Raw genomic sequence first — 25,671 nt, 5'->3', positions numbered from 1 at the left:
TCGCGAACTTGACACCAGCATCGGGGTGCCAGGACGCTGCGACTTCACGTCCGCGCCATGCCGTTCGTCGGCGTGCATGACGCACGCTGCGGCACAAACACGGCCATCGCTCCCCGCCCCGCGTGTCGTGACGATCGCGCGCAACGCCCCTTCATGGAGCGGGATGCGCGGAATAAAGCATGATTTCTGAAAAAAAGAAAGTGGAATTTTTAGGCGGGTGCTGAAATGTCGTGGGACGTTTGGATCGCGTCGCTACGCTTGCGATGATAGTGAGCGTCGTACTCGCGGCCAGTAGGCACGTCGCGACGAGCGATGCGCGGCGCGTCTTTGCCCACCCTACGAATTCACACTCCCTCAATGGAAATCCCGCGAGCGCGGCAGGATGCGGACGTTGCGGGGGTGGCTGACGCGCTGGGAGGGAGTGTCGGGATGATCGCGGCGGTCGTCGTTGAGCGGCTCGACGGGCATCGGGCCGTGCGGCACGGCACCGAGACGATCGTCTGACAGCAAGGTGAGATCGGCGCTGCGGTCGACCAGGCGCTCGGCGACGAGATGGACCACTTTCTCCGGGCTGCTCTGGATGCGGCCTTCGACCAGCACCAAGCGCGCGCCCATCACCTCCTTGCGGAAGGTCTCCATCACCTTCGGCCACACCACGATGTTGGCGATGCCGGTCTCGTCCTCCAGGGTCATGAACACGACGCCCTTGGCGCTGCCCGGCCGCTGCCGCACCAGCACCACGCCGGCGCACCGGACGCGACGGCGGTCGTTGGCATCATTGACGTCGCGGCAGGCCAGCACGCCTTCGGCAGCGAAACGCTCGCGCAGGAACTCCATCGGGTGCCCCTTCAACGACAGGCGGATGGTCTGATAGTCCGCGACGACGTGCTCCGGTAGAGGCATCTCGGGCAGGGGCCTGGCGCCCTCGTCCGGCTGCTCGCGGGCGATGGCAGCCTCGAACAGCGGCAGCGGCACGTCGTCGGGCAGCCGGCGCACGGCCCAGAGCGCGGCGCGACGGTCGAGCCCGAGCGAGCGGAACGCATCGGCATCGGCCAGCAGCAGCAGCGCGCGCTTGGGCAGAGCGGTGTCGCGAGCGAAGTCTTCCAGCGAGGTGAAGGGGCCGCGGCCGCGCGCCCGGATGATGCGGTCGGCCCAGTCGTCCTCGCGGTCGAAGATGTCGGCTTGTGTCTCGTTATCGTTGCGGGGCGATGCGTTTGCATGCTCTCCAAATGCACCAAGCGTTTGCGAGTTAGAAACAACTCCACCCACGCCGTCATTCCGGGGCGCCCGGAGGGCGAGCCCGGAATCCATAACCACGATCGGGAGTATGGATTCCGGGCTCGCGCTGCGCGCGCCCCGGAATGACGATGGGGAGAGAGCCTCCCCAGCACCTTTTGAAGATGTTGGAGCAGGCTGCGCCTTCCTCCGCAGCGCCTCCGACAATTTCCTGATCCGTTCCTCGTCGCGGTCGATCCAGCGGAAGCCGTCGATCTGGCGGAAGCCGAGGCGAACGGCGCAGTATTTACCACCCATTTCCTCCAGCGTGTTGTCGGCGAAGCTGTAGGACACGTCGATGTTGCGGATCTCGACACCGTTCTTGCGGGCGTCGCCGACGATCTGGGCCGGCGCATAGAAACCCATCGGCTGCGAGTTCAAGAGCGCGCAGCAGAACGCGTCGGGGTGGAAGCATTTCAGCCAGGACGAGACATAGACGAGCTGGGCGAAGCTCGCGGCATGGCTTTCCGGAAAGCCGTAGGAACCAAAGCCCTTGATCTGGTCGAAGCAGCTCTTGGCGAAGGCGGGATCGTAGCCGCGCGCGATCATGCTGCTGACCATCTTCTCTTCATAAGAGCCGATGGTGCCGACGTTGCGGAAGGTCGCCATCGCGCGGCGCAGGCCGTTGGCCTCCTCGGGCGAGAATTTGGCGGCTTCGATCGCGATCCGCATCGCCTGCTCCTGGAACAAGGGCACGCCGAGCGTCTTGTGCAGCACCTTGTAGAGCTCATCCGCCGGGCCGTGATCCGGCGACGGCGACGGATAGCTCACCTTCTCCAGTTTGTTGCGGCGGCGCAGATAGGGATGCACCATGTCGCCCTGGATCGGCCCGGGCCGGACGATCGCGACCTCGATGACGAGATCATAGAAGGTGCGTGGCTTCAGCCGCGGCAGCATGTTCATCTGCGCGCGGCTCTCGACCTGGAACACGCCGAGCGACTCGCCTCGCTGTAGCATCCGGTAGACTTCGTTATCGTCCTCCGAGCGGATATCGGAGAGCACGTATCGCTTGCCCTTGTGATCGGCGATCAGGTCGAAGCATTTGCGGATGCAGGTCAGCATGCCCAGCGCGAGCACGTCGACCTTCATCATCGACAACGCATCGACGTCGTCCTTGTCCCACTCGATGAAGGTACGGTCGTCCATCGCGGCATTTCCGATCGGGACGTAACTATCAAGTCTATCCTGCGTCAGAACGTAGCCGCCGACATGCTGCGACAGATGACGCGGGAAGGTGATCAGCTCCGATGCCAGCTCCACGGCGCGGCGGATCATCGGATTGGCGGGATCGAGCCCGGCCTGGCGCACCTGCATGTCGGAGAGGCCGTCGCCCCAGCTGCCCCACACGGTGTCGGCGAGCACAGAGGTGACGTCCTCGGTCAGGCCCAGCGCCTTGCCGACGTCGCGAATGGCGCTGCGCGGACGATAATGGATGACAGTGGCGATGATCGCCGCGCGGTGCCGGCCGTAGCGACGATAGACATATTGCATCACCTCCTCGCGTCGCGAATGCTCGAAATCGACGTCGATATCGGGCGGCTCCAGCCGCTCCTTGGAGATGAAGCGCTCGAACAGCAGGTCGATCTTGGTCGGATCGACCGAGGTGATGCCGAGCACGTAGCACACGGCCGAATTGGCCGCCGAGCCACGGCCCTGGCACAGGATGCCTTGGCTGCGGGCGTAACGCACGATGTCGTGAACGGTGAGGAAGTAATGCGCGTAGTTGAGCTCGGCGATCAGCGCCAGCTCCTTGTCGAGGACAGCGCGCAGTTTGTCATCGAGATGGTCGCCGAAATAGGTCTTGGCGCCGGCCCAGGTCAAATCCTGCAGATGCCCCTGCGCAGTCTTGCCGGGCGGCACCGGCTCGTCGGGATATTGATATTTGAGCTGGTCGAGCGAGAACACGATGCGGTCGGTGAAACGGAGCGTCTCGGTCACGGCGTCGGGGTGGTCACGGAACAGCCGCGCCATCTCGTGTCCCGGCTTGAGATGGCGCTCGGCATTGGCCTGGAGCCTTCGGCCGATGGCCTCGATCGAGGCTTTCTCGCGGATGCAGGTCAGCACATCCTGCAGCATCCGCTGTCGAGGATGATGATAGAGCACGTCATTGGTGGCGATCAGCGGCACCTTGCTTGAAGCTGCGAGGCGCGACAGCCGCGCCAGCCGGCGCCGGTCGTCGCCGCGATACAGCAGGCTGCCGGCCAGCCACACGCCTTCGGCGGGGCTGTCTTTCAGCCGCGTGAGAATGGTGGTGAGCGCGGCTTCGTCGAAGCGATGCGGCGGCATCAGCACCAGCAACTGTCCCCCGATGAACTCAAACAGGTCCTCGAAGCTCAGGCGGCAATCGCCCTTGGCGACCTTGTCCGCGTCACTGCCGCGCTTGCCGCGGGTGAGCAGCTGGCACAGCCGGCCGTAGGCCGCGCGGTCGCGCGGATAGACCAGGATGTCCGGCGTGCCGCAGGTGAACACCAGCCGCGCGCCGTAGAGCAGCTTCGGTCTGTAACTCAGTCGGTCGTTACTCAACTCGCTATAGGCGCGCACGATGCCGGCCAGCGTGTTGTGGTCGGCGATGCCGATGGCGGTGAGGCCATATTCGGCGGCCTGGTGCACATAGTCCTGCGGATGCGAACCACCATGCAGGAAGGAGAAATTGGTGGTGACGCCGATCTCGGCATAGGGGATGGGAGTCATGGCACGATCGCGGAGGCTGCGTTGACGATGCCGCGTTGCCCGCTCCCTGCAGGTGATGAGCAACAAGTCGCCTTGCACAAGTGCCCACCCTCCCCTGGAGGGGGAGGGTCGACGCGCGCAGAGCGCGCGGCGGGGTGGGGTGAGCCCAGCAACCGGTCGTCATTGGGCCCGCTCTTCTCAGCCGTGCGTGAGTTGGCTTCGACGAGCACCGCAGGTGCGGATGGTCTGTCACCCCACCCCGGCTCGCATGCGCGCATGCGAGCCGACCCTCCCCCTCCAGGGGAGGGTGAGCAGCGAGATCGCCGCGAGAGATGTGCGATCCCGACCCTCATGCGAACAGGCCATGCATGTACCAGGCGGGCTGCACCGGCAGGCCCTCAGGCTGCTCGAACTCACGGTCATACAACCCGTCGCGATAGAGCCAGAAGCGCAGGCCGTGCTCGTCCTCGACGCGGAAATAATCGCGCGTGAGGCCCTGCCCGTCCGGCCGCCACCATTCCATCGCGATGCGCTCCGGGCCCTCGGCGCGGACCACGGCATGCGCGGCACGGCGCCAGACGAAGCGCGCGGGCGGGCCGTCCGGCACGCCGGCAATGACTTGGATCGCCTCGGGGTGCGCGAACAGCCGCAGAGGTCGCAGCGGCGGCTCGCCCTCGGCGCGCTCCGGCCAGGCGGCAGCAGTGGCGGCGGCGAGATTTTGCTGCGCCGGCAGCGGCAGCGCCACGCGCTCCGGAACATGGGTATCGACCGGCAGATGCACGACCACGCGCTTGCCGCCGATGCGCGCGGCGATGCGGTCGATCAGTGCCGACAGCTCGTCATTGTCGTGGACATGGGCATCGAGATCGCGCTGCTGCTGCACCACGATCTCGCTGCGGCCAGCAGCGAGCCGGATCATGTCGAAGCCGAAGCCGGGATCGAGCGGATCGTTCAGCGCCTCGAGCCGCTCGCGGAACAGCCGGTCGATGATTGCGGCCTCGGTGACCGGCTGGCCGGTGTCGACCGTGATCACGCGCACCATTCCATCGGTGCGGAAGAAGCAGGCCTCCAGCCGCCGCGCGCCCTTGCCCTGCTGCGCCATCGCCGCCACCAGCATCGCGGCCAGACGGGAGAGGCTGGCCGCAATCACCGTGTCGGTCGCGACCGGCTCGGCAAAACGCTTGTCGACGATGTAGTCCGGCGGGACCTTGCGCGGGCTGATCGGCGCATCGGCCTCGCCCAGCGCCTGCGCCAGCACGCGGGTGAAGGCGGCGCCGAACCGCGCGGTGATCTCGTTGCGGCCGCGCGCGGCGACGTCGCCGATGGTCTTGAGGCCGGCTCGGCGCAGGCCGAGCGTAATGGCCTCGCTGCCGCCGAGGGCGGCCACCGGCAGCGGCGCCACCGCGGCCGCCTCCTCGCCGTCGGGCACGATGCGGCCATGCACCTGGCGGTTCAGCGTACGCGCACAGACGGCGTTGGAGGCGATCGCCGCCGACACAATGAGGCCATGCGCGGTCAGCGCGTCGCAGACCGACTGCATCAGCCTGGCTTCGCCGCCGAACAGATGCACGCAGCCGGTGATGTCGAGCGACAACCCATGCGGCGGGTCGAGCGCCACCAGCGGCGTGAAGCGGTCGCACCAGTCGGCGATGCTCTCCAGCATCTTTGCATCAGCCGCCAAATCGGCTTCGTGCGCGACGAGGTCGGGACAGACCGCGCGGGCATTCGCCAAGGGCTGGTCGAGCGACACACCGTGGCACGCCGCCGCTTCGTCCAGCGAATGGATCAAGAGCGCATTGGCGTCCTTGATGACGACGACCTGCGGCTTGCTCTCAGGCGGAGCGCCTGTGAGCGCCCGCTGTCTTTTGATGCGATCGATGGGCAGGCGCGGCAGCCACAGGCTGAGGATCCGCCGCCGGTTCGTTGAAACGGCATGCATCGGGTGTCCACTCCATGATCCATCGTCCGGTCTGGCCGTGACGGTTGCGAATGAGCTCGACATCGAGGCGCGGCGCGCCCCACGCCATCCACGGGGCAACGAGCGGTGACGGCGCGGTGCGCACGATCCAGCGCGTCTCCGCGGTCGATGGCTCGGGCGCGGCCGCAATGCGCAACATGAGCGCGGTGACGCCGGATTCCTGCGCCGCCAGGGTCAGCTTGCGGCTGGCGACGAGATCGAGCCTCGAGGTCTCGCCCCACACCTCCAGCATCACGCTGCCGAGCGCATCGCAGGCGAGCGCGTCGGCGGCGATACGCAAGGCGTGGTCGAGATCGGGCGCGCGCACGATGACGATGCGGCGCGGATCGAGGCCGAGCTCGGCAAGCCCGCTCATCGACAGCGCGCCCATCTCGCGCTCGGCGAAATCCTGCCGGATCCAGATCAGCGGCCGGCGCGCGGCGACGCGCGCGGCGAGCCCGCACAGGAAGCCGGTCGCGGCCACCGCCTGGCGGGCGGTCTCGGCGAACACCTCGTGCAGCGCGCCGGTAGCGAGCCCGCCCTGCAAGGTCGCGTCGGCCTCGTCATGGCCGAGCGCGACCCGGCGCAAATCATGTGCGCCATCTCCCGCCTCGAGACGGGCAATGCGGCCGCGCAGACGCGCGAGCGTATCCATGCGTGCGCCGGTCATCCGTCGCCGCTCCTCTTCAATCCATCGTGCGGGCGCTGCCGTTGTTTCAGTGATCAGGCAGTGAACCCGCGACGACCCTCTTTGTTCATGATATGTTCTAATATAAAGCTAACGCCTTCGAGAGAGTCAATCGGGATTGACCCGGGTGTGATTCAACGAATGGAATCAAAGGGATTCAAAGCCATGGAGCTGATGCGCAAACTGGAGATCCTGGCCGATGCCGCCAAGTACGATGCGTCCTGCGCCTCCAGCGGTACCGGGATGCGGGATTCCCGCGACGGCAAGGGGCTCGGCTCGACCTCGCCCGGCATGGGCATCTGCCATTCCTATGCGCCGGACGGACGCTGCATCTCGCTGCTCAAGATTCTGCTGACCAATGCCTGCAACTTCGATTGCCTGTATTGCGTCAACCGCGCCTCCTCCAACGTGGCCCGCGCGCGCTTCACGGTCGACGAGGTGGTGAAGCTGACCATCGACTTCTATCGCCGCAACTACATCGAAGGACTGTTCCTGTCGTCGGGCATCATCCGCAGCCCCGACTACACGATGGAGCAGGTCGTGAACGTCGCGCGCAAATTGCGCGAGGAGCATCGCTTCCGCGGCTACATCCATCTGAAGACGATCCCGGAGGCTGACGAGGCGCTGATCGCCGAGGCCGGCCGCTATGCCGACCGGCTCAGCATCAACATCGAGACGCCGCTGGAGGCGAGCCTGACGACGCTCGCGCCGGAAAAGGACCAGCGCGCCATCCGCCGCACCATGGGCCGTCTCCGGCTCAAGCTCGACGAGACGGCGGAGGCGAAGAAGACGGTGCGCCGGGCCAAGCCGCCGCGCTTCGCGCCGGCCGGCCAGAGCACGCAGATGATCGTCGGCGCCGACGACGCCAACGACCGCGTCATCCTGTCGACCTCGGCCAATCTGTACGGCGCCTACAAGCTCAAGCGCGTCTATTACTCCGCCTTCAGCCCGATCCCCGATGCCAGCCGCGCGCTACCGCTGCAGGCGCCGCCCTTGGTGCGCGAGCACCGACTGTACCAGGCCGACTGGCTGATGCGGTTCTACGGCTTCGATGCCGACGAGATCGTCGAGGAGAACGAAGGCATGCTGCCGCTCGACATCGACCCCAAGCTCGCCTGGGCCTTGCGCCACCGCGACCGCTTCCCGCTCGACATCAACAAAGCGAGCCGCGAGGAGCTGTTGCGCGTGCCCGGCTTCGGCACCCGCACCGTGCAGCGCATCCTCGCCACCCGCCGCACCACCACGATCCGCTTTGCGGATCTCGCCCGGCTCAACGTTGTCCGGAACAAGGTCCTGCCGTTCATCGTTCTCTCCGACCACCGGCCACAGCCGTCCCTGCTCGACGGTGCCGGGCTGGCGGCCCGGCTGCGGCCCAAACCGCAGCAGTTGGGATTTGGATTCTAACGGAAGCCGTCATCGCGAGCGCAGTGACATAGCTGCCGTCATTCCGGGGCGCCTCGAAGAGGCGAACCCGGAATCTCGAGATTCCGGGTCTGGTCCTTCGGACCATCCCGGAATGACGCGGCGGCTTCGCTCGCAATGACGAGAGAGGTGAAATGCACGTCGTAACCCTCGACAGCGACACTGATTTCGACGGCTGGCGTCAGGCGGCGCGGGCGCTGGCGATGAACGACGTCAAGCCGGCCGATGTCAGCTGGCGCGTCAAGGGCGCGGCGCCCGACCTGTTCGACGATCAGGCCGACACGCAGCTTCCCGAGGTGCCAAAGGGCGCGTTTTCGGTGCCGGCGAGCTTCATGGAGCTCGCCGAGAGCGCGATTCTGCACAATGATCCCAACCGCTTCGCCCTGCTCTACCGGCTGCTGTGGCGTCTGCGGACCAACCACGATCTCATGGAGATCGCGACCGATCCTGATGTCGCCCAGGCCAACGCGCTGGCGCGGGCGGTGCGCCGCGACGTCCACAAGATGCATGCCTTCGTCCGCTTCCGCGAGGTCGGCCGCGAGCGCGAGGCGCGCTACGTCGCCTGGTTCGAGCCGGAGCACCACATCGTCGAGCGCGCCGCGCCGTTCTTCGCCCGCCGCTTCCCCGACATGCCGTGGTCGATCCTGACGCCCGAACTCTGTGCGCATTGGGACGGCAGCCGCGTCAGCTTCACGCCCGGTGTGAGCAAGGCTGAAGCGCCGTCGGAGGACCGGCTCGAAGAGGTCTGGCTGCGTTATTACGCCAGCATTTTCAATCCGGCACGGCTGAAAGTGAAGGCGATGGAAAAGGAGATGCCGAAGAAATATTGGCAGAACCTGCCCGAGGCCAAGCTGATCCAGCCGCTGATCGCGGCAGCCAGCCGGCGCACGTCATCGATGATCGCCGAAGCCGGCACTGAACCCCACAAGCCGCAGAAACGCGTCGAGGAGACTGCGATGAGCCGCAAGCCGAAAGCCCACGCGCCCGCTGCCGAGACCTCACGTGATGTCGAGGCCGCCGATCTTGAGACCTTGCGCGAAGAAGCCGCTTCCTGCCGCGCCTGCCCGCTGTGGAAGGACGCCACGCAAACCGTGTTCGGCGAAGGCCCCGCGCATGCGCCGCTGATGCTGGTCGGCGAGCAGCCCGGCGACAAGGAGGACCTCGCCGGCCATCCGTTCGTCGGCCCGGCCGGCCAGATGCTCGACCGCGCGCTTGAAGAGGCCGGCATCGACCGGTCCAAGGTCTACGTCACCAATGCGGTGAAGCACTTCAAGTTCGTGCCGCGCGGCAAGATCCGGCTGCATCAGAAGCCGAACACGCCGGAGATCAAGGCCTGCCGGCAATGGTACGAGCGCGAGCTCGCCGCCGTGCGTCCGGCGCTGGTGGTGGCGATGGGCGCGACCGCCGCGCAAGCGGTGTTCGGCAAGATCACGCAGGTCACCAAGAACCGCGGTCATGTCGCCGACCTGCCCGACGGCCCCAAGGCGATGGTGACGGTGCACCCGTCCTACCTGCTGCGGCTGCCGGATGCCGACGCCAAGGCGCGGGAGTATGAGCGCTTCGTCGAGGACCTGAAGATTGCCGCGGCCGCGATCAAGCGCGCACATGCGGCGTGACGGGCCGGCATGGCCTCGACCGGGCCGCCCCCACGCGACAACGGGGCCTCAGGATTTGCGCGACGTGTAGACGTGCTCACGCAGCAAGGCCTGGATCAGCGCTGCTCGGTCGGGAAAGCCGAGCGACACCGCCACGTCCGTCTCGTCCCGGTCGGGTGCGCCGGCCTGCATCGCGGGCAGGTATCTCGCCATCAGCTCGTCCTCGCCGAGGCCATAGTCCGCCGGACTGCCACCGCCGTCGAGTTCCGTCTGCTTCAGCACGTCGCATTTGTCGCGCGCGCGCGCCAGCAGATCCTCGAAATGGCCGTCGATCCGCGCCCAGTCGGCCAGCGCATTCAGGGCCGAGCCGTTGAGCCCCTTCCTGAACGATCGAATGCGCGCCTCGTCCAGCATCAGCTCCAGAAATTCCGACCGGGTCAGGCCGTTGCGCGCGATCCATGCCTCGAGCTCGGCCGGGTCCATCAAATCCCTGCTCTGCCGAAACCGGATGATCTCCGCGCTCAGCGCCTGGGCGTCGACCCTGATGCCGCGGCGCTTCGCCTCCGATGCCGCGAGAAATCGCGCGATCGCCTTGTCGGACAGGTCGCTGCCGCGCACGGCCAGCAGGCGCAGCTCGTCCAGCAGGTGCGGCGTTCCGTCCGGCATCACCGTCTCGCGCGCTGCGGCCGCCGAACGCTGCGCGTCCTGCATCAGGCCGTCCCATAGCTGGGTGTGCTCGAAGGCGTAATCGACCGCCTTGGGCACCGTGTCTCCGGCAAACCGGCGCCGCATCGTCTGCAGCATCTCCAGCGCATCCTCGCGCTTCTGGTCGACGCGGTGATCCGGCAGCCACGCCTTCAGCGCGTCGATCTCCTCCGCGGCCAGGCTGCCGTCGGACCGCGCGCCCTGCAGCAGCGCCGGGTAGCTGCGCTCGGGATAGAAGCTCGCCTTGCCGAGCGCCTCCAGGACCAGGCGGGACGCCTCCGAGATCACGCCATGGTCGACCGCCTTCTGCAGGGTGAAGCGGATGTTGACCAGCGGCTCGGACAGCGCGGGAAAGCCGAGCTCAGCCGGTCCGTGAATCAGGGCGACCTCGTCGTCGGCCTCGAACACGCCGTCGCGATACGCCGCGAACACCTTGCCGACGCCTTCCATGCCGAACGCGTGCAGCTCGGCCGCGCGCAGCGCGCCCATGCTGGCGCTGCCGAACACGTGGATGCCGTTGGCCATCGCCCACAGGATCTCCTTGTGCCACACCGAGGGCACCTGCTCGAAATAGCCGTCGATGATTCCGATCGCCGCAGGCTTCGCCAGCGCGGCACGATAGACGTCGCCCTGCTGCACCGGCGGGAGATACTCGGCCTCCAATTCGAGCGCCGCGTCGCGCGGATGCAGCGTCGGCCCGGTGAATACGATGCACGTCATAGCGGATGCCCCGATGGCTGATGCCGCGAGATCTGATCGCCGGCCAACGCCCGCGCTCTGCGCCCCGGGCTGTAGTCAGGATTCTTGTCGAAGGTTTCGAGCCCCGGAATGATGATCCTCACCACCGGGATCTCGAACCTGCTCTTGGTGAGATCGACCGCAATCACCTGCCGGACACCGGCGGATTGCAGCCGTTCGAGAACCACGGCGAGATCATCGTTGAACGTCTCCGCTGCCAGCGACGGAGTTTCGCGCAGGCTTCGCGTCGGCGGGCTGTTTCGCAGCAGCGCCCGCTGCTCGCCGAGAAACTGTGCGGCCAATGCCTTCTCGTCATATTCCTCGCGGAACACGTCGTCGCGCGCGCCCGCGATCAGCGTCAGCCGGCTCTGCGCGGCTTCCGTCAGCGCCCGCAGGAAGGCGATCTCTGGCGACAGATGCGCGCCCATGCCCAACGCCGCGTAGAGATCCCGCCCCAGCTCCTCGTCACGATCGAAGATCAGGCACTGGCAGGCGGCGAGCCCGACATCGGAGCTGATGTCCCACGCCACGACCTCGAGGCCCGCGCGCTCGCACATCTCCAGGAGCCGCCGGTTGCCTTCGTCCTGAACCGTCTCGAGCGCGACGCGCCGGCTCTGCTGCTCGTCCGGTCTGCGGAGGTGCCAGAGCGTGGTCGCATCGCGCTCCACGACCTCGCAGATGCCGTGCAGGACCGCCTCGATCAGCTGGTTGCCGGACGCCAGCCCGTTCGACGACGAGATGAAGCTGCCGGCCGGCATCTCCGGCCGCGAGGTCGACAGGTTCACCATCTCGAACGGCACCCAGACGTCGGCATCGGCCATGAGATCGCGCCCTTCGATCCACAGCATCTGCAGATCGGGATGGAAACGCCCGCCGGCGATCAGCGGCAAGTCCGCCACGTCGACCACCTCATGGTCGCTGATCAGCTCGGCATAGGTCGCAAGCTTCAGCGGCAATGTGATCGTCTCGGCGTGAAACAGCTCGATCGATTCCATCACGCCCGACGCCTTCGCAGCATCCAGGGTCAGCCCCTTGCCCTGCGACACCGAGACCGAGCGCGAGTTCGGCCGGCAGACCATGGTGACGGGAATGCCGACGCGGTCGAGACCCGTGACGTCAGCAATGCGCGTGATTCCCATTTCTCCCAGGAACGGACGCACCCGCTCGACCGTCTGCGACGGCGGCACCGACCGCTGAGTTCCCCATCGAAAGCTCTTCGGGACCGGACGCGCCAGACGATCCCGATGCAGTGCCGTTCCATTCGCCATCCGCAGCCTCCACACTCAACCGCCGCTGACGTCGTCGCATCAGCCCGCACGGCGGACATCGGCAAAGGCGCCGACCACGACGTTCTGCATCTCCTCGATCGTCTTCTGCACGTCGGCGTCGACCACCGACGAAAACTCCGCGATGCTGTCGAGCAACGGCTGCTTGCAGAAGCCGCGCAGGCAGAGCTGGATGCGCTTCATCGCGACGCCCTGCTCGAACGCGCCGGACTGCATCGCCAGGCTCCAGAAGTGCAGCAGGCCGTACCAGACGAAACAGGCCTGTAGAAAGGACGGAAACGGCAGCCGGCTGCCGCTCCAGGGCGAGGTGATGCGCGGCAGCGAGCCCTTCGCCGTCGAATCGAGGAACCAGGGCTGTTCCTGCTCCTGCATGTAGAGCAGCGCGTGGATGCCCTCATGGACGAGCGCATCGGCGATGTGGGATTCGTCGATCTCGGGAAGATGCGGGTTGGCGAGGAAGGTGCGGCCGATGTAGTAGCCGTTCGATCCTGACGAGAAGCTGCCCGGGCTCTCCGGATCCTTCTGCAGGATGAGCGCGATGTTGAAGCGCGCGACGAAGCGGGGAAGCCCCGCTTCGGTCCGTTCGAGCGCATCCCGGGACCGGTGCAGCAGATCGTGCAGCCGGTCGATTTCGTCCTCGGAGAACGGCGGGCGCTGCGGCGGGACCGGCCGGTCCTGGCCGGACAGATCCACCTTGACCGCATGCGGGCTGCCGTAATCGGTCACGGGCATGCCCTCGATCTGCGGCCAGATGCAGGCGCCGTCACGCCGATAGCCGCGATCGCCGAGCGCGGTCCACAGCTCCCGATCGGCGGTGATCTCGAGTCCCTGGCGCAAGGCCTCAGCCACGAATGAATCGCGCAGAAATCGTCCCTTGTCCTCGGCGTACCGGCCCGGCGCCGACAGCAGACGGAACGAGGTCTCGGGGGCATCGAGAACCCGCATGAAGCCGTCGTCCGCCACGCGATCCATCAGGCTGCGCAGTTCGTCCCCGCCCGCAGGGTCGTCGCGGCCGATCTCGCCGAGGGCTTCGCCCAGCTTCTGCGCGAGCCGGTCGCCATAGGTCGCAAGCACGCCGTCACACACCGCCTCGTAGTCATTCCAGCGCAGAACGTCAGGCATCAGGGTGATCGTCATCGTGCGCACTCCTTCCACGTTCCACTCTCGACCACGCCGCCTTGCAGCAGGCCCGCGCGACAGCGCGCATAAGTCGGCGATCGAGGTCCGACCTCAGCCGATGGCCGGAGATTCCTGCTGCAGCCCCACCGCCCGCCGCAGGGCGGTGTCGAGGAGATGAGCCCGGCGCAGCTTGGTTTCCTCCACCGACGTTCCCAGCCGCTCGCGGACGTGATCGAACAGTTTCAGGAGATCGGCGCACCACACCGTCGGATTGTTGAAGCCCGTCCGCGATGCATAGCGATGCGGAAGATAGCCGCCGGCACACGTGTCGCGCTCGCGGCACGCGCGACAGCCGTCGGGCAGCGGCATGCCCTCGAACACCGCCGCACGATGGAATTCGCCGGCGTGCCGGACGTCCATGAAGTCGGACGTCCGCACATTCAGGCCGGTGCGCGCGGCGCCGTCGTAGCAGACCCGCAGCACATCCAGCCCTTCGATCTCGCCATCGGTGTTGACGAACAGGAAGGTCAGCGGCTGGTTGCCGAGCATGTCGATGCGGCTCTCCCCGCCCTGGACCAGCCACGCGATGTTCCAGAAGATCTTGATCCGGAGGTCCAGCGTGCCGTCCCGCCACCAATCCTCGAAGATCGGGATCAGGAAATCGGCACAGGGTGTCGGTCCATACCGGTCGCGAACCGCCGCGATGGTGTCGTGGGTGAAATCCGGCAGCAGATAGTCGATGGAGGCCGGGCCCAGGCTCGTCAGATGGCGATGCACCGCGGCACCGCTCGCCCCGAGCTGGATCACCGACAGGAAGCGCAGCGGAATCCCGGCGCGGCGCAGCACGGCAAGGCCCTGCTCGACATCGCGATAGGAGCCACGCCCGGCATGATCGACGCGCAGGGCATCATGCACCTCGGGGGTTCCGTCGATGCTGATCCCGAGATCGATGTCGAACCTCTTGATGATCTCGGCCCAGCCGTCGTCGAGCAGCGTGCCGTTGGTCTGCATGCAGAGCTGCACCCGCGCGACGCCCGCCAGCCCCTCCTTGATCTTCCGGCACCATGAGCTGAACCGCTCCTGCTTGACCAGGCACGGCTCGCCGCCATGAAAGGTGATCGTCAGATAGCTCTGACCTGTTGCCTGGCAATGGCGGCGGATGCGGTCGATCGCGATCTCGACGACCTCATCATCCATGATCGCGGGCCGCTCTCTCCACGTGCTGTCGCCCTTGTTGTAGACGTAGCAATAGGAGCAGTTCAGATTGCAGCGCGACGCGACCTTGAACACGAAGTGAAGATGGGGACCGTCGTTCATTGGTACGCAATCTCGGCGGTGCGATCGACGAAGATGCGGCCGTCCTCGGTCAGGAACGGCCGGGCACCGTCCAGTACGACCTGCGCCTCCTTGAGCTTGGTCAGCATATTGGCAAGCTCGGCCTGATACTCGGCTGATCCGCCGAACCCTTGCTTCTCGGCCTCACGATAGAAGGCGCAGATGTAGGCGATGGCGTGAAAGGCCAGCAGGATCCCGCGCAAGGGCCGCGGCTCCGGCCGCAACGGCGATGCGTAGCGCCCCTGGTGCTGCGGATCCACCAGGGGTCCCGACGCCTCCGCCATGAACAGATGCAGATGCGCGGATTCGTGGACGATGGCCTCCATCACCTGCATCAGGCCGCCGAACAGGTCGGCGTAAACCATCCCGGGCACATCGGCTTGCGACCCGCTGCGGAAATAGGATCGCTCGCTGCTGCGCAGGGGGATCAGGACCCGCGTCACATCGGACACCCAATTCACGCACTCGGGAAACTTCTTCGCGGCGGTCACGAGGATCTCGAGCGCGTTCGTCACCTCGCGCGTCATCCGGGCCTGCTCGTCGGCCGAGAGATCGGTGTGCTCGGCCCAGGTGTCGGGAATCGGAAATCCGAGGGAGTGGCACCCCACGTCGACCGATATGTCGTAGGGCCATTCCTTCATCGGGAGCAGCCCAGCGAGCTCGTTCAGGTCATAGCTGCCGGCCTCGATCCGGTAGCCTCCGACCGGCGACCACAAGGTCAACGGCTCCGGCGTCGTCAGCGAGGTGGATGCGGTCGGCGCATTCGCCGCCGTCCAGATCGCCACCTGCAGATCACGCTGCGGGCTCTTGTCATGCCCCTCATAGGTGATGGAGTTCATGCAGGGATGACGAAGCCAGTCCGCTTCACGCGCGTTGGCTTCGATGAGCGACGCCTTGAGCGGCTCGCAGTCGAGGCCGAGGCGATCCTCCGGCTGCCATCTCAGGATCCTGTCGTTGAATTTTTCATGCCAGGCAGATTTCGACGGTCGCCAGGTCCACGCGTCACTCATGATCGAGCATGCCTCCGGAAATACGCCAACGAAGCCGGCCGCAAGCTGTCCCGCCGTCAGACAGGACCGCAACCGATGCCGGAATCAAGAGCAGCTATCAGGAAAGGTCACGCTGATGACGGCGACCATTGCCCGTCATCCGCACCAGCGAGTCGCGGGCGGGCCCACGACACGTCACGTCGGAAAGATCCGACATCGCAGGCCCGCTTCGCTCCGTCTTAGCCGAACGATCGATCCATTCACCTGACCGATTTCGGCGCGCCCCCCGCCTGCGGCACGCTAAATTGACCCTTGAGGTCCTTCACCGCCCGTACCTGCGTGAGACGCTCCGCAAGAGCCCCCAACACCGCGGGATCGTTGGCGATTTCACGTTCCATCTCGTCCGGACGCTCCATCGCCGCAAGGCGGCTGAAGACGATGCCGCGCGAGAATGGATTGGTCTTGCTGAAGATCGCTCCACGCGAGAATGGAACGCCTTCTGCCATGATGTCGATCTTCAGAGACGCGCGTGCGATCTCTGAGTCGACTACGGATTTCAGCGCCAGATCGACCTTCTTGCGCATTTCCGCCGGATCGCGATCAGCCATTCCTATACTCCCAGTCGGTTGAGAACCGCCATCGTTCAGAAAGGAAATAGCAACGTCCCGGTACAAGCTCTGTGATCTCGCGCCCTGAACTCACAGAACCTGAAGCAATGTAGCTGTGCTAAGCACTTCGCTCAGGCTGTCCCAATTCGCCAGTCGTCGAAGCCAGAAAAAAACTAACATGAAGCTAGTTCTTTAACAATAGAGTAGTTTGTCAGATACACCTGTTGATTGCTCGAATGAGCGACGCACTGCGGTCGTCTCAGGCCGGCAGTGACCACGCGTGATGACGTCTTGCGCTCTCGGATGTCACCCGCCAGGCATATTGTCGCACCTCATTCCGCGGCAGCGCACATTCTCGCGTAGCTCATGAAGCTCGACGTGCATATGGAAAGCAAAAGGCCCGCGCTCATCGCACGGGCCCTGCCAGTCCACTTTCGTGCCTGATCGCGGCGGTGCCGCTGCACGCGGCCGCGAGCCTCACGCCGCCAGCGTATTCTCCACCACCTTGATGAAGAACGAGGTGCCGTAGACGATCGCCTCGTCATTGAAGTTGTAGGCGGGGTGATGCAGGCCGGCGCTGTCGCCATTGCCGACGAAGATGAAGGCGCCGGGGCGCGCCTCGAGCATGTAGGCGAAGTCCTCGCCGCCCATCATCGGCGGCATCTCGTGCACATTGGCGTCGCCCGCGACCTCCCTGGCGGCGCGGATCGCGATCTCGGTCTGCTCGGCGTGATTGATGACGACAGGATAGCCGCGTGCATAGTTCAGGTCGATCTTGGCGCCGGTCATCTGGGCGACGCCGGTCACGACCTCGCGCACGCGCTTCTCCATCAGCTCACGTACCTTCGGCGTCAGCGTCCGCACGGTGCCGCGCAGCACCGCGCTCTGCGGAATCACATTACGGGCATTGCCGGCGTGGAACTCGCAGATCGACAACACCGCGGCCTCCAGCGGGTCGACGCTGCGCGACACGATCTGCTGCAGCGCGGTGACAAGCTGGGCGCCGACCAGCAGGGAGTCGATGCAATTGTGCGGCTTGGCGGCATGACCGCCATGGCCCTCGATCGCGATGTCGACCGCATCGGTCGATGCCATCAGCGGGCCCTGGCGAATGGCAAACGCGCCGACCGGCAGGCCGGGCCCGTTGTGCATTCCGTAAACCTGGTCGATCTTGAAACGGTCGATCAGCCCGTCCTTGATCATCGCGTCCGCACCGCCACCGCCCTCCTCGGCGGGCTGGAAGATCACCGCGACCTCGCCGGCGAAGTTGCGGGTCTCGGCGAGATAGCGCGCGGCGCCGAGCAGCATCGCGGTGTGACCGTCGTGGCCGCAGGCATGCATCATGCCCGGGGTCTTCGAGGCATAGGGCAGCCCGGTCGCCTCCTCGATCGGCAGCGCGTCCATGTCGGCGCGCAGTCCGAGCACCTTCACCTCGCCGTGGCCGGGCTTGCGGCCCTTGATGACGCCGACCACGCCGGTCTTGCCGAGGCCCGTCACGACCTCATCGCAGCCGAACTCGCGCAGCCGCTCGGTGACGAAGGCCGCCGTCCGGTGCACGTCGTAGAGCAGCTCCGGATGCGAATGGATATCCCGCCTCCAGGCCTGGATATCGGGCTGCAGATCGGCGACGCGGTTGACGATGGGCATGGGGAATCTCGTAACTCCGGTGGGACTTTGCGCCTGTTTAGCATGCAAAAGCCGCACCGCCCAAGATAAGGGCTGCGCCCGTCTCATGGCTCGGTCAACCAGCCATGAACGTGGCGCTTGTCCGGTCCCGTCTGAGCTGACTAAAAGCTGGCAACGATGGGAAGGGAATGCCGATGCCGAGACAGCTCGAGGGGGATTACGACTATATCGTGGTGGGCGCCGGCACCGCCGGCTGCATCCTCGCCAACCGGTTGTCGGCCGATCCGAAGCGCCGCGTCCTGATTCTCGAGGCCGGCGGCAATGACAATTGGATCTGGTTCCATATTCCGGTCGGCTACCTCTTCGCGATCGGCAATCCGCGCTCGGACTGGATGTTTCGCACCGAGGCCGAGCCGGGGCTGAACGGCCGCTCGCTGGCCTACCCCCGCGGCAAGGTGATCGGCGGCTGCTCGGCGATCAACGCCATGATCTCGATGCGCGGCCAGGCCGCTGACTACGACCATTGGCGCCAGCTCGGTCTCGCCGGTTGGAGCTATGCCGACGTGCTCCCGGTGTTCAAACGGCTGGAGGATCATTTTCTCGGCGAGAGCGAGCATCACGGCACCGGCGGCGGCTGGCGCATCGAGGCGCCCCGGCTGTCCTGGGCGGTGCTCGACGCGGTCGGCGATGCCGCCGAGCAGATGGGCCTCCGCCGCATCCCCGACTTCAATACCGGCGACAACGAAGGCATCAGCTATTTCCACGTCAACCAGAAGCGCGGCCGGCGCTGGTCCTCCGCGCGGGGCTTTCTCAAGCCGGCGCTGAGCCGGCCGAACCTGCGGCTGGAAACGCAGGTGCTGGTGGATCGCCTGATCGTCGAGAACGGCCGCGCTGTCGGCGTGCGCTACCGGCAGAACGGCGAGACCATCGAGGCGCGCAGCAGGGGCGAGGTCATCCTCAGCGCCGGCTCGATCGGCTCGGTGCAGGTGCTGCAGCGCTCGGGCATCGGCCCGGCCGACTGGCTCGGCGAGCTCGGCATCGATGTCGTCCTCGACAGACCGGGCGTGGGACGCAACCTGCAGGACCATCTGCAGCAGCGCGCGATCTACAAGGTCACGGGCGTGAAGACGCTGAACGAGACCTACTACTCGTTGGTGCGCCGCGGCCTGATGGGTCTCGACTACGCGTTCCGGCGCCGCGGGCCGCTGACCATGGCGCCGTCGCAGCTCGGCATCTTCACGCGCTCGGATGCGACGCGCGACCGCGCCAACATCCAGTTCCACGTGCAGCCGTTGTCGCTCGACAAGTTCGGCGATCCCCTGCATCGCTTTCCCGCGATCACGGTCAGCGCCTGCAACCTGCGCCCCACCTCGCGCGGCACCGTTCGCATCCGCTCGGCGGGGATCGACGACGCGCCGTCGATCGCGCCGAACTACCTGGCAACCGAGGACGACCGCCAGGTGGCGGCCGACGCCATCCGCGTCACCCGCCGGCTGATGAAGCAGAATGCGCTCGCCGCCTACAGGCCGGAGGAATACCTGCCGGGCCCGTCCGTCGGCGACGACGACGCGGCGCTGGCCAAGGCCGCCGGTGACATCGGCACGACGATCTTTCATCCGGTCGGCACGGCGAAGATGGGCTCCGCTGATGATCCGATGGCCGTGGTCGACGAGCGGCTGCGCTTTCGCGGCATCGACCGCCTGCGCGTCGCCGATGCCTCGATCATGCCGACGATCACGTCAGGCAACACCAACACGCCGACGGCGATGATCGCGGAGAAGGCGGCGTCGATGATCTTGGAGGATGGGCGCTAGGCGCTCACGTCCAACAACCACCGCTGCCGTCATTGGGAGCGAAGCAGCGAAGCGAAGCGATCCAGAGCCCCGTCCCGACTCTGGATTGCTTCGTCGGCTTCGCTCGCAATGACACCATCAATGAACGGTGGCCTTTGACGTCAGAGAGGTTCAGCTTCAAATGATCCGCGCCACCAGCGGAACCCGGCGCAACAGTGCTGCTGCGAGCCAGCTCACCGACAGCGTGCCGATCAGCACGATCGCGAACTTCACTCCCGCCGGCCACGCCGGGTCGTAGACCAGATATTGCAGCCACAGCAGCGGCAGGAAGTGCAGCAGGTAGATGCCGTAGGCCGACGGCTGCAGGCGATCCATCAGCGCCAGCGGTGCCTTCGCCCAGCGCAGGAAGAAGGTCGGCACGCCGAACGCCATCGCGGCGCAGAAGCTCGCCACCGCCATGCCATAGGCCGCGCGCCACCACAGTGGCGGGGAATCGAAATCGGCGATCCAGTTGTGATGCGCGTAGGCCAGCAAAAGGATCGCGCCATAGCAGCCGTAGGAAAGACCGAACCAGATCGACCAGCGCCGCACCAGCGCGCCGTCGGCTGCGAACGGCCCCGTCCGCAGCCCGGCTGCGCCGATCGCGACGCCGCCGACGAAGAAGGCCGGATAGAGCAGCACCCGGCTCGCCTGCAGCGGCAGCGGAAAATGTCCGGGCATGAACCAGAATCCGTCACCGAAGCCGAGATGCGGCGGCAGATAGACCAGGTTGGCGATCACGAGGAAGATCAGGAAGCCAGTGAGCGGATAGTGCAGCACCATTCCCGCCCAACGCCCGAGTGCGCCGACCGCCTGCGGTGCCAGGACCCAGACGAGCGCAGCCAGCATATCAAACCCCAGCAGCACGCCGAGAAACCAGGCCGAGCCGGACGGCCACGGCCCCTCGCTGATCATCCGCCACCACACCGCGCTGAACTGATCCTCCGCCACGTAGTAGCGGTAGTAGGCGATCGGCATGATCACGAAGATCGACACGATATAGGGCACGCCGAGCCGCAGCGCACGGCGCCCGACATAGTCCGACGCGCCCCTGCCCGCCAGGCTTGCCGGCACGAACAGGCCGGAGATGAAGAACATGCACGACATGAAGTAGCTGTCGTTGAACAGCGCGACGAGATCGAAGCCGAGCCAGTGCATGCGGTCGCCGCCCTGGCCGAAATCGGTGTAGTTGATGGCGGAGTGATAGAGCACGACCGAGAGCGTGATGAAGGTCCTGGCGCGGTCGAGCAGCACGATCCGATCGCGCGACGTCTCGGTTCGTTGCAGGGTCGGGGTCACGCGCTCATGCATCGACGTCGCATCCAGTCCATCAGCCGCCCCTCGGCGGCGCGCGCCGCTCATGTCATTCGCGCGGCCCTGCGCCACATCCTGCGTGACCAGGTGAGCCGCCAGCCATGGCCGGCATGATCACGAACACGTCATCGCGTTTCGATCGCGAGAAGCCGGGAATAAAACCGGGCCGCGACCGCTCTTCTCACCCGCAAGCCCGATGACGGGCAACGGGAGATGACGATGAGCCTTGGTGATCATGACGAGAACGGCGTCAGCCGCCGCAAGGTGCTGGAGTGCATGACATGGGCGGGCACGGGCGTGCTCTGGACGCTGTCGGGCGGCGTGCCACGTTCGCTCGGCCTGGTCGACGCGGCGCGGGCGGCCGAGCAGCCCGCGCCCGGCCTGACCTTCCTGCAGATCAGCGACAGCCATGTCGGCTTCGACAAGCCAGCCAATCCCAACGCGACCGGCACGCTCGAGGAGGCCGTCAACCGCATCAAGGCGATGCCGGTGAAGCCCGCCTTCATGATCCATACCGGCGACATCTCGCATCTGTCGAAGGCAGCCGAGTTCGACGATGCCGACCGCATCATCTCGCAGTCCAGGCTCGACGTGCACTACGTGCCGGGCGAGCACGACTTCCTCGACGAGGACGTCAAGCTCTACAAGGAGCGCTACGGCAAGGGCACGCGCGGTTCCGGCTGGTATTCGTTCGATGCCAATGGCGTGCACTTCGTCGGGCTCGTCAACGTGGTCGATCTCAAGGCCGGCGGGCTCGGCAATCTCGGCGCCGAGCAGCTTGCCTGGCTCGAGCAGGATCTCAAGGGCCGCTCGAAATCGACGCCGATCGTTGTGTTCGCGCACATCCCGCTGTGGACGGTGTATCCGCAATGGGGCTGGGGGACCGAGGATGGCGGGCGCGCGCTCGACAGCCTGAAGGGCTTCGGCTCGGTGACGGTGCTGAACGGCCATATCCATCAGGTGATGCAGAAGGTCGAAGGCAACGTCACCTTCCATACCGCGCGCTCGACCGCCTTTCCGCAGCCGGCGCCGGGCACGGCGCCCTCGCCCGGCCCGATGAAGGTCGAGGACGCCAGGCTGCGCAGCCTGCTCGGCATCGCCAGTATCGACTTCAAGGTCGGTGACGAGCGGCTCGCGATCATCGACACGCCGCTTGCGGGCTGAGGGACGAAAACGCGATGATCCAGCCTGTTCTTCGCGGTGCCGGCTTGGCCGCCGTACTGCTTGTTTGCGCCACGCCGCTGCGCGCCGAGACCATCAAGGTCACGATCGACAATTTCACCTTCACCCCGACCGAAGTGACGGTGAAGGTCGGCGACACCGTCACCTGGACCAACCACGACGACATTCCGCACACGGTGGTGTCGGCCGGGAAATACCGATCGAAAACGCTCGACACCGACGACAGCTTCTCCTTCACGTTCGCAGCCGCCGGCGACTACAAATATTTCTGTTCGCTGCATCCGCACATGACGGGGCTGGTCAAGGTTGAGTAGCATCGCGAACCAGGGCATGAGCATCGTCGGATGGGCCGGTCGGCGGCGTACCGCCGGCCGCGCCGTGCGACCGCGAACCGGGCCGGAGACCTCGCCGGTGACGACAGCCAGTGACGATCCCGAGAAGGCGCGACGCTTCCGCGAGGCGGCGCTGCCCTATCTCGACGATGCCTACACGCTGGCGCGCTATCTGCTGCGCAACGCCGCCGACGCCGAGGACGCGGTGCAGGAATGCTACCTGCGCGCGCTGAAGCATTTCGACACCTATCGCGGCCCGGCGATGAAACCGTGGCTGTTCGCGATCCTGCGCAATGTCTGCCACGCCGAATTCGCGCGCCGGGCCGGCGCGCCGGTCAAGGCGCTCGATGACGCGCCGGAAGCGGCCGAGCAGCCCCCGCTGTGGCAGGAGAGCGCCGAGACGCCGGAAGGCGCCGTGTTGCGGGAACGTGATGCCTCGGCGATCCGCCGGCTGATCGACACGCTGGCCGAGCCGTTTCGCGAGACGTTCGTCATGCGCGAGGTCAACAATCTGTCCTATCGCGAGATCGCGGAGGCCGCCGGCGTGCCGGTCGGCACCGTGATGTCGCGTCTTGCCCGCGCCCGCGCGATGCTGCGCGCCGCCTGGCTCGCGCAGGAGGAGCCTTAAGCCATGACCTGCGATGAAGCCGAGATCCTGATCCACGCGCTGGCCGATGGCGAGCTCGATGCCGGCCACGCTCGTGAGGTCGAAGCCCATGTTGCGACCTGCCCGCGCTGCGCCGCGGAGCTTGCCGCGGTCAGGCAGATGAAGCAGATGCTCGCCGGCACCGACCTCGGCTACAGGGCGTCCCCTGCCTTGCGCCAGCGCATCGAAGCCGCCCTGCCGCCGGCCGATGCGGCCTCCATCATCCCGCTCGCTGCCGTGCCGCCGAGCCGCCGCACGCTGCTGCGAGGCTTCGCCCTGGGCTCGGCGGTGTCGGCGCTGGCCGCCACCGGCCTCGTCGCCATCGTGCTGCGCAATGACGACCAGCAGCGGATCGAGGCCGAGATCGTCTCGGCGCATCTGCGCTCGCTACAGGCCGGCCACCTCACCGACGTCATCTCGACCGACCAGCACACCGTCAAGCCCTGGTTCAACGGCAAGCTCGACGTCGCGCCGCCGGTGATCGATCTGACCGCGCAGGGCTTCACCCTCATCGGCGGGCGGCTCGATTACGTCGACGCACGCGCGATCGGCGCGGTGGTCTATCGCCGCCGCCAGCACATCATCAACCTGTTCGTGGCGCAGACCTCGTCCACCGAGCGCCGCGCCGCACGGATGGACACGATCCAGGGCTTCAACATCCGCTCTTGGCGCGACCGCGGCCTGAGCTATTGGGCGGTCAGCGATATCGGCGCCGACGAACTCAACGAGTTCGGCGAGCGGTTCGAGCGCGCGATGGGTGCGAACAAGGAGGGGTGACGCGCTCTTGCGCTTCAGTCATTGCGAGCGAAGCGTGCCCACGGTCTGTCCGGAGACGAACTGAAACGGTGGGCACGGCGCCACGCGCCTTTGCCCACCCGATGCGAACATCACGCGGACTTGCGGATCGCGTTGTCGACCAGGGTTTTGCCGAGCGACCAGATCGCGCCGGGGACCTTGTGGCTCTGCGCGATGACGTCGTCGAAGGCGCGCTCGATCCAGGCGCAGTCCTCTTCGGTGATGGTCAGCGGCGGCAGCAGCTTGATCGTATGCAAGCCGTGGCCGGCGACCTGGGTCAGGATCTTGTGATCCTTGAACAGCGGCACCGTGATGAGCTGGCAGAACAGGCCCTTGTTGGCGCTCTCCAGCATGGTCCACGACGCCTTGAGGCGCAGCGATTTCGGCGGACCGAACTCGACGCCGATCATCAGTCCCTTGCCGCGCACTTCCTTGAGCAGCTCGTAGCCCGGCACCATCCGCGTCAGCGCCAGCCGCAGCTCGGCGCCGCGCTTGGCTGCGGCCTCCACCAGCTTCTCGGCCTTCATCACCTCGAGCGTGGCAATGCCGGCGGCCATCGCGAGGTCGTTCTTGGCGAAGGTCGAGCCGTGCACCACGGCGCGGTCCATGCGGTTGAAGATCTTGTCGAAGATCTGCTTGCGCGTCAGCAGCGCGCCGACCGGGACATGGCCGCCGGACAGCGCCTTCGACAGCAGCACCATGTCGGGTTCGACGTTCCAATGTTCCACCGCAAGGAACCGGCCGGTGCGGCCCATGCCGGTCTGGATCTCGTCGGCGATGAAGATGGTGCCGTATTTCTTGCAGAGCGCCGCGGCGCCGGGCAGGAACTCGTCGGAGGGCATGTTGACGCCCTTGCCCTGGATCGGCTCGACGATGAACGCTGCGATCTCGCGCGACGACAGCGCCTGCTCGAGCGCGGCGAGATCGTTGAAGGGGATCGCCGTGCAGCCCGGCAGCAGCGGCTCGAAGCCGTTGCGGAAGTTCGAATCATCGGTCAGCGACAGCGCGCCGTAGGTGAGACCGTGATAGGAGTGCCCGCAATAGACGATGCCGGGCCGGCCGGTCGCGCCACGCGCGAATTTGATCGCGGCTTCCACCGTCTCGGCGCCGGAATTGGCGAAGAACACCTTGTCCAGATACGGGACATATTCCAGCAGCCGCTCGGCAAGAACGCCCGCCAAGGTCGAGACGTCGAGCTGAACGAGATTCGGCAGATCGGTGTCGAGGACGCTTTTCAGCGCGGCGCGCAGCGTCGGATGATTGCGGCCGATTGCAAAGACGCCAAAACCGCTGAGCAGGTCAAGATAACGGGCGCCATCACGATCGTAGAGATATTGCCCTTGTCCCTTCTGGAACCCAACATCATATCCAATCGTCTTTAGAACGCGGACAAGCTGCTCGTTCAGATGCCGAGAGTGCATCGTGCTGCGCTGCGCTTGGCGCTCCACAAACATCTCGGAAACGTCTAGATTGGGTTTTAGCATCGGCTACATACTTCGGTTGATGGACGTGACGTCAACTGAAAACGCGCAATGCGGCGTTTTGCCCTCATTCGCA

The 25,671-nt window shown here is 66.1% G+C and carries 19 protein-coding genes; 7 read left to right on the top strand and 12 right to left on the bottom strand.

Annotated elements, in window-relative coordinates; all coding sequences use genetic code 11:
- Positions 1-354 precede the first annotated feature (354 nt).
- The 3 genes from ACQR03_RS00785 to ACQR03_RS00775 all read right to left on the bottom strand — a co-directional run bounded on the left by ACQR03_RS00785 (position 355) and on the right by ACQR03_RS00775 (position 6,572).
- Positions 355-3,966 carry an error-prone DNA polymerase gene (locus ACQR03_RS00785; protein ID WP_434841553.1) on the bottom strand — a complete coding sequence of 1,204 codons (3,612 nt, stop codon included), beginning with the start codon at positions 3,964-3,966 and terminating at the stop codon, positions 355-357.
- Positions 3,967-4,294: 328 nt separating this feature from the next.
- A complete protein-coding gene (locus tag ACQR03_RS00780) occupies positions 4,295-5,884 on the bottom strand; it encodes a Y-family DNA polymerase (protein ID WP_315826328.1) in 1,590 nt (529 codons plus the stop codon).
- Entirely contained in the window at positions 5,778-6,572 is a 795-nt protein-coding gene (locus ACQR03_RS00775; protein WP_434841554.1) for an ImuA family protein, read from the bottom strand. The genes ACQR03_RS00780 and ACQR03_RS00775 overlap by 107 nt, the downstream gene beginning before the upstream one ends.
- Before the next feature lie 183 nt (positions 6,573-6,755).
- On the opposite strand from ACQR03_RS00775, the gene ACQR03_RS00770 reads away from it, so the two are divergent.
- Together ACQR03_RS00770 and ACQR03_RS00765 are read left to right on the top strand one after the other, a co-directional pair.
- On the top strand, positions 6,756-7,994 hold the full coding sequence (locus tag ACQR03_RS00770) for a putative DNA modification/repair radical SAM protein (protein WP_434841555.1): 1,239 nt from the start codon (positions 6,756-6,758) through the stop codon (positions 7,992-7,994).
- A gap of 152 nt (positions 7,995-8,146) precedes the next feature.
- Positions 8,147-9,628 carry a UdgX family uracil-DNA binding protein gene (locus ACQR03_RS00765; RefSeq protein ID WP_434841556.1) on the top strand — a complete coding sequence of 494 codons (1,482 nt, stop codon included), beginning with the start codon at positions 8,147-8,149 and terminating at the stop codon, positions 9,626-9,628.
- Between the two features lie 48 nt (positions 9,629-9,676).
- Here ACQR03_RS00765 and ACQR03_RS00760 read toward each other — a convergent pair whose 3' ends face one another.
- The 7 genes from ACQR03_RS00760 to ACQR03_RS00730 all read right to left on the bottom strand — a co-directional run bounded on the left by ACQR03_RS00760 (position 9,677) and on the right by ACQR03_RS00730 (position 18,034).
- Positions 9,677-11,032, bottom strand: a complete 1,356-nt coding sequence (locus tag ACQR03_RS00760) for a TfuA-like protein (protein WP_316164410.1) — start codon at positions 11,030-11,032, stop codon at positions 9,677-9,679.
- Complete coding sequence (locus ACQR03_RS00755) at positions 11,029-12,318, bottom strand: YcaO-like family protein (protein ID WP_434841557.1); 1,290 nt, start codon at positions 12,316-12,318, stop codon at positions 11,029-11,031. The genes ACQR03_RS00760 and ACQR03_RS00755 overlap by 4 nt, the downstream gene beginning before the upstream one ends.
- Before the next feature lie 39 nt (positions 12,319-12,357).
- Positions 12,358-13,473, bottom strand: coding sequence for an aKG-HExxH-type peptide beta-hydroxylase (locus ACQR03_RS00750; protein ID WP_434841558.1), 1,116 nt, complete (start codon positions 13,471-13,473; stop codon positions 12,358-12,360).
- Positions 13,474-13,566: 93 nt separating this feature from the next.
- Positions 13,567-14,772 (bottom strand): radical SAM protein, encoded by a 1,206-nt coding sequence (locus ACQR03_RS00745; RefSeq protein WP_316170547.1) that lies wholly within the window; start codon positions 14,770-14,772, stop codon positions 13,567-13,569.
- The gene (locus ACQR03_RS00740; RefSeq protein ID WP_315714877.1) at positions 14,769-15,800 is read right to left on the bottom strand and encodes an aKG-HExxH-type peptide beta-hydroxylase; all 1,032 of its coding nucleotides are present in this window, start codon (positions 15,798-15,800) and stop codon (positions 14,769-14,771) included. Before ACQR03_RS00740 ends, ACQR03_RS00745 begins: the two co-directional genes overlap by 4 nt.
- Before the next feature lie 239 nt (positions 15,801-16,039).
- Entirely contained in the window at positions 16,040-16,387 is a 348-nt protein-coding gene (locus ACQR03_RS00735; RefSeq protein WP_315714878.1) for a hypothetical protein, read from the bottom strand.
- Positions 16,388-16,864: 477 nt separating this feature from the next.
- A complete protein-coding gene (locus ACQR03_RS00730; RefSeq protein WP_316170549.1) occupies positions 16,865-18,034 on the bottom strand; it encodes a M20 aminoacylase family protein in 1,170 nt (389 codons plus the stop codon).
- A gap of 173 nt (positions 18,035-18,207) precedes the next feature.
- On the opposite strand from ACQR03_RS00730, the gene ACQR03_RS00725 reads away from it, so the two are divergent.
- Positions 18,208-19,827: a GMC family oxidoreductase gene (locus ACQR03_RS00725; RefSeq protein WP_316185216.1), complete on the top strand. Its 1,620-nt coding sequence runs from the start codon at positions 18,208-18,210 to the stop codon at positions 19,825-19,827.
- 156 nt (positions 19,828-19,983) lie between these two features.
- Here ACQR03_RS00725 and ACQR03_RS00720 read toward each other — a convergent pair whose 3' ends face one another.
- Complete coding sequence (locus ACQR03_RS00720) at positions 19,984-21,156, bottom strand: acyltransferase (RefSeq protein ID WP_316188179.1); 1,173 nt, start codon at positions 21,154-21,156, stop codon at positions 19,984-19,986.
- Between the two features lie 222 nt (positions 21,157-21,378).
- Here ACQR03_RS00720 and ACQR03_RS00715 point away from each other — a divergent pair, with 222 nt between their 5' ends.
- The 4 genes from ACQR03_RS00715 (at position 21,379) to ACQR03_RS00700 (ending at position 24,096) form a co-directional block, all read left to right on the top strand.
- Entirely contained in the window at positions 21,379-22,323 is a 945-nt protein-coding gene (locus tag ACQR03_RS00715) for a metallophosphoesterase family protein (protein WP_316185213.1), read from the top strand.
- Between the two features lie 14 nt (positions 22,324-22,337).
- Positions 22,338-22,655, top strand: coding sequence for a cupredoxin domain-containing protein (locus tag ACQR03_RS00710; RefSeq protein ID WP_315714883.1), 318 nt, complete (start codon positions 22,338-22,340; stop codon positions 22,653-22,655).
- 97 nt (positions 22,656-22,752) lie between these two features.
- On the top strand, positions 22,753-23,301 hold the full coding sequence (locus ACQR03_RS00705; protein ID WP_315749251.1) for a sigma-70 family RNA polymerase sigma factor: 549 nt from the start codon (positions 22,753-22,755) through the stop codon (positions 23,299-23,301).
- A 3-nt stretch (positions 23,302-23,304) separates the two neighbouring features.
- Positions 23,305-24,096 carry an anti-sigma factor family protein gene (locus ACQR03_RS00700; RefSeq protein ID WP_316185211.1) on the top strand — a complete coding sequence of 264 codons (792 nt, stop codon included), beginning with the start codon at positions 23,305-23,307 and terminating at the stop codon, positions 24,094-24,096.
- Between the two features lie 110 nt (positions 24,097-24,206).
- Here the strand turns inward: ACQR03_RS00700 and hpnO are convergent, their stop codons facing one another.
- Positions 24,207-25,598, bottom strand: a complete 1,392-nt coding sequence (gene hpnO / locus ACQR03_RS00695; RefSeq protein WP_315714885.1) for an aminobacteriohopanetriol synthase HpnO — start codon at positions 25,596-25,598, stop codon at positions 24,207-24,209.
- Between the last annotated feature and the right edge of the window lie 73 nt (positions 25,599-25,671).

The sequence above is a fragment of the Bradyrhizobium sp. HKCCYLS3070 genome, assembly GCF_051167575.1.
Taxonomy (GTDB): Bacteria; Pseudomonadota; Alphaproteobacteria; order Rhizobiales; family Xanthobacteraceae; genus Bradyrhizobium.
The sequence above is the reverse complement of the archived record's forward strand: the minus strand, read 5'-3'. Positions and strand labels throughout refer to the sequence as shown.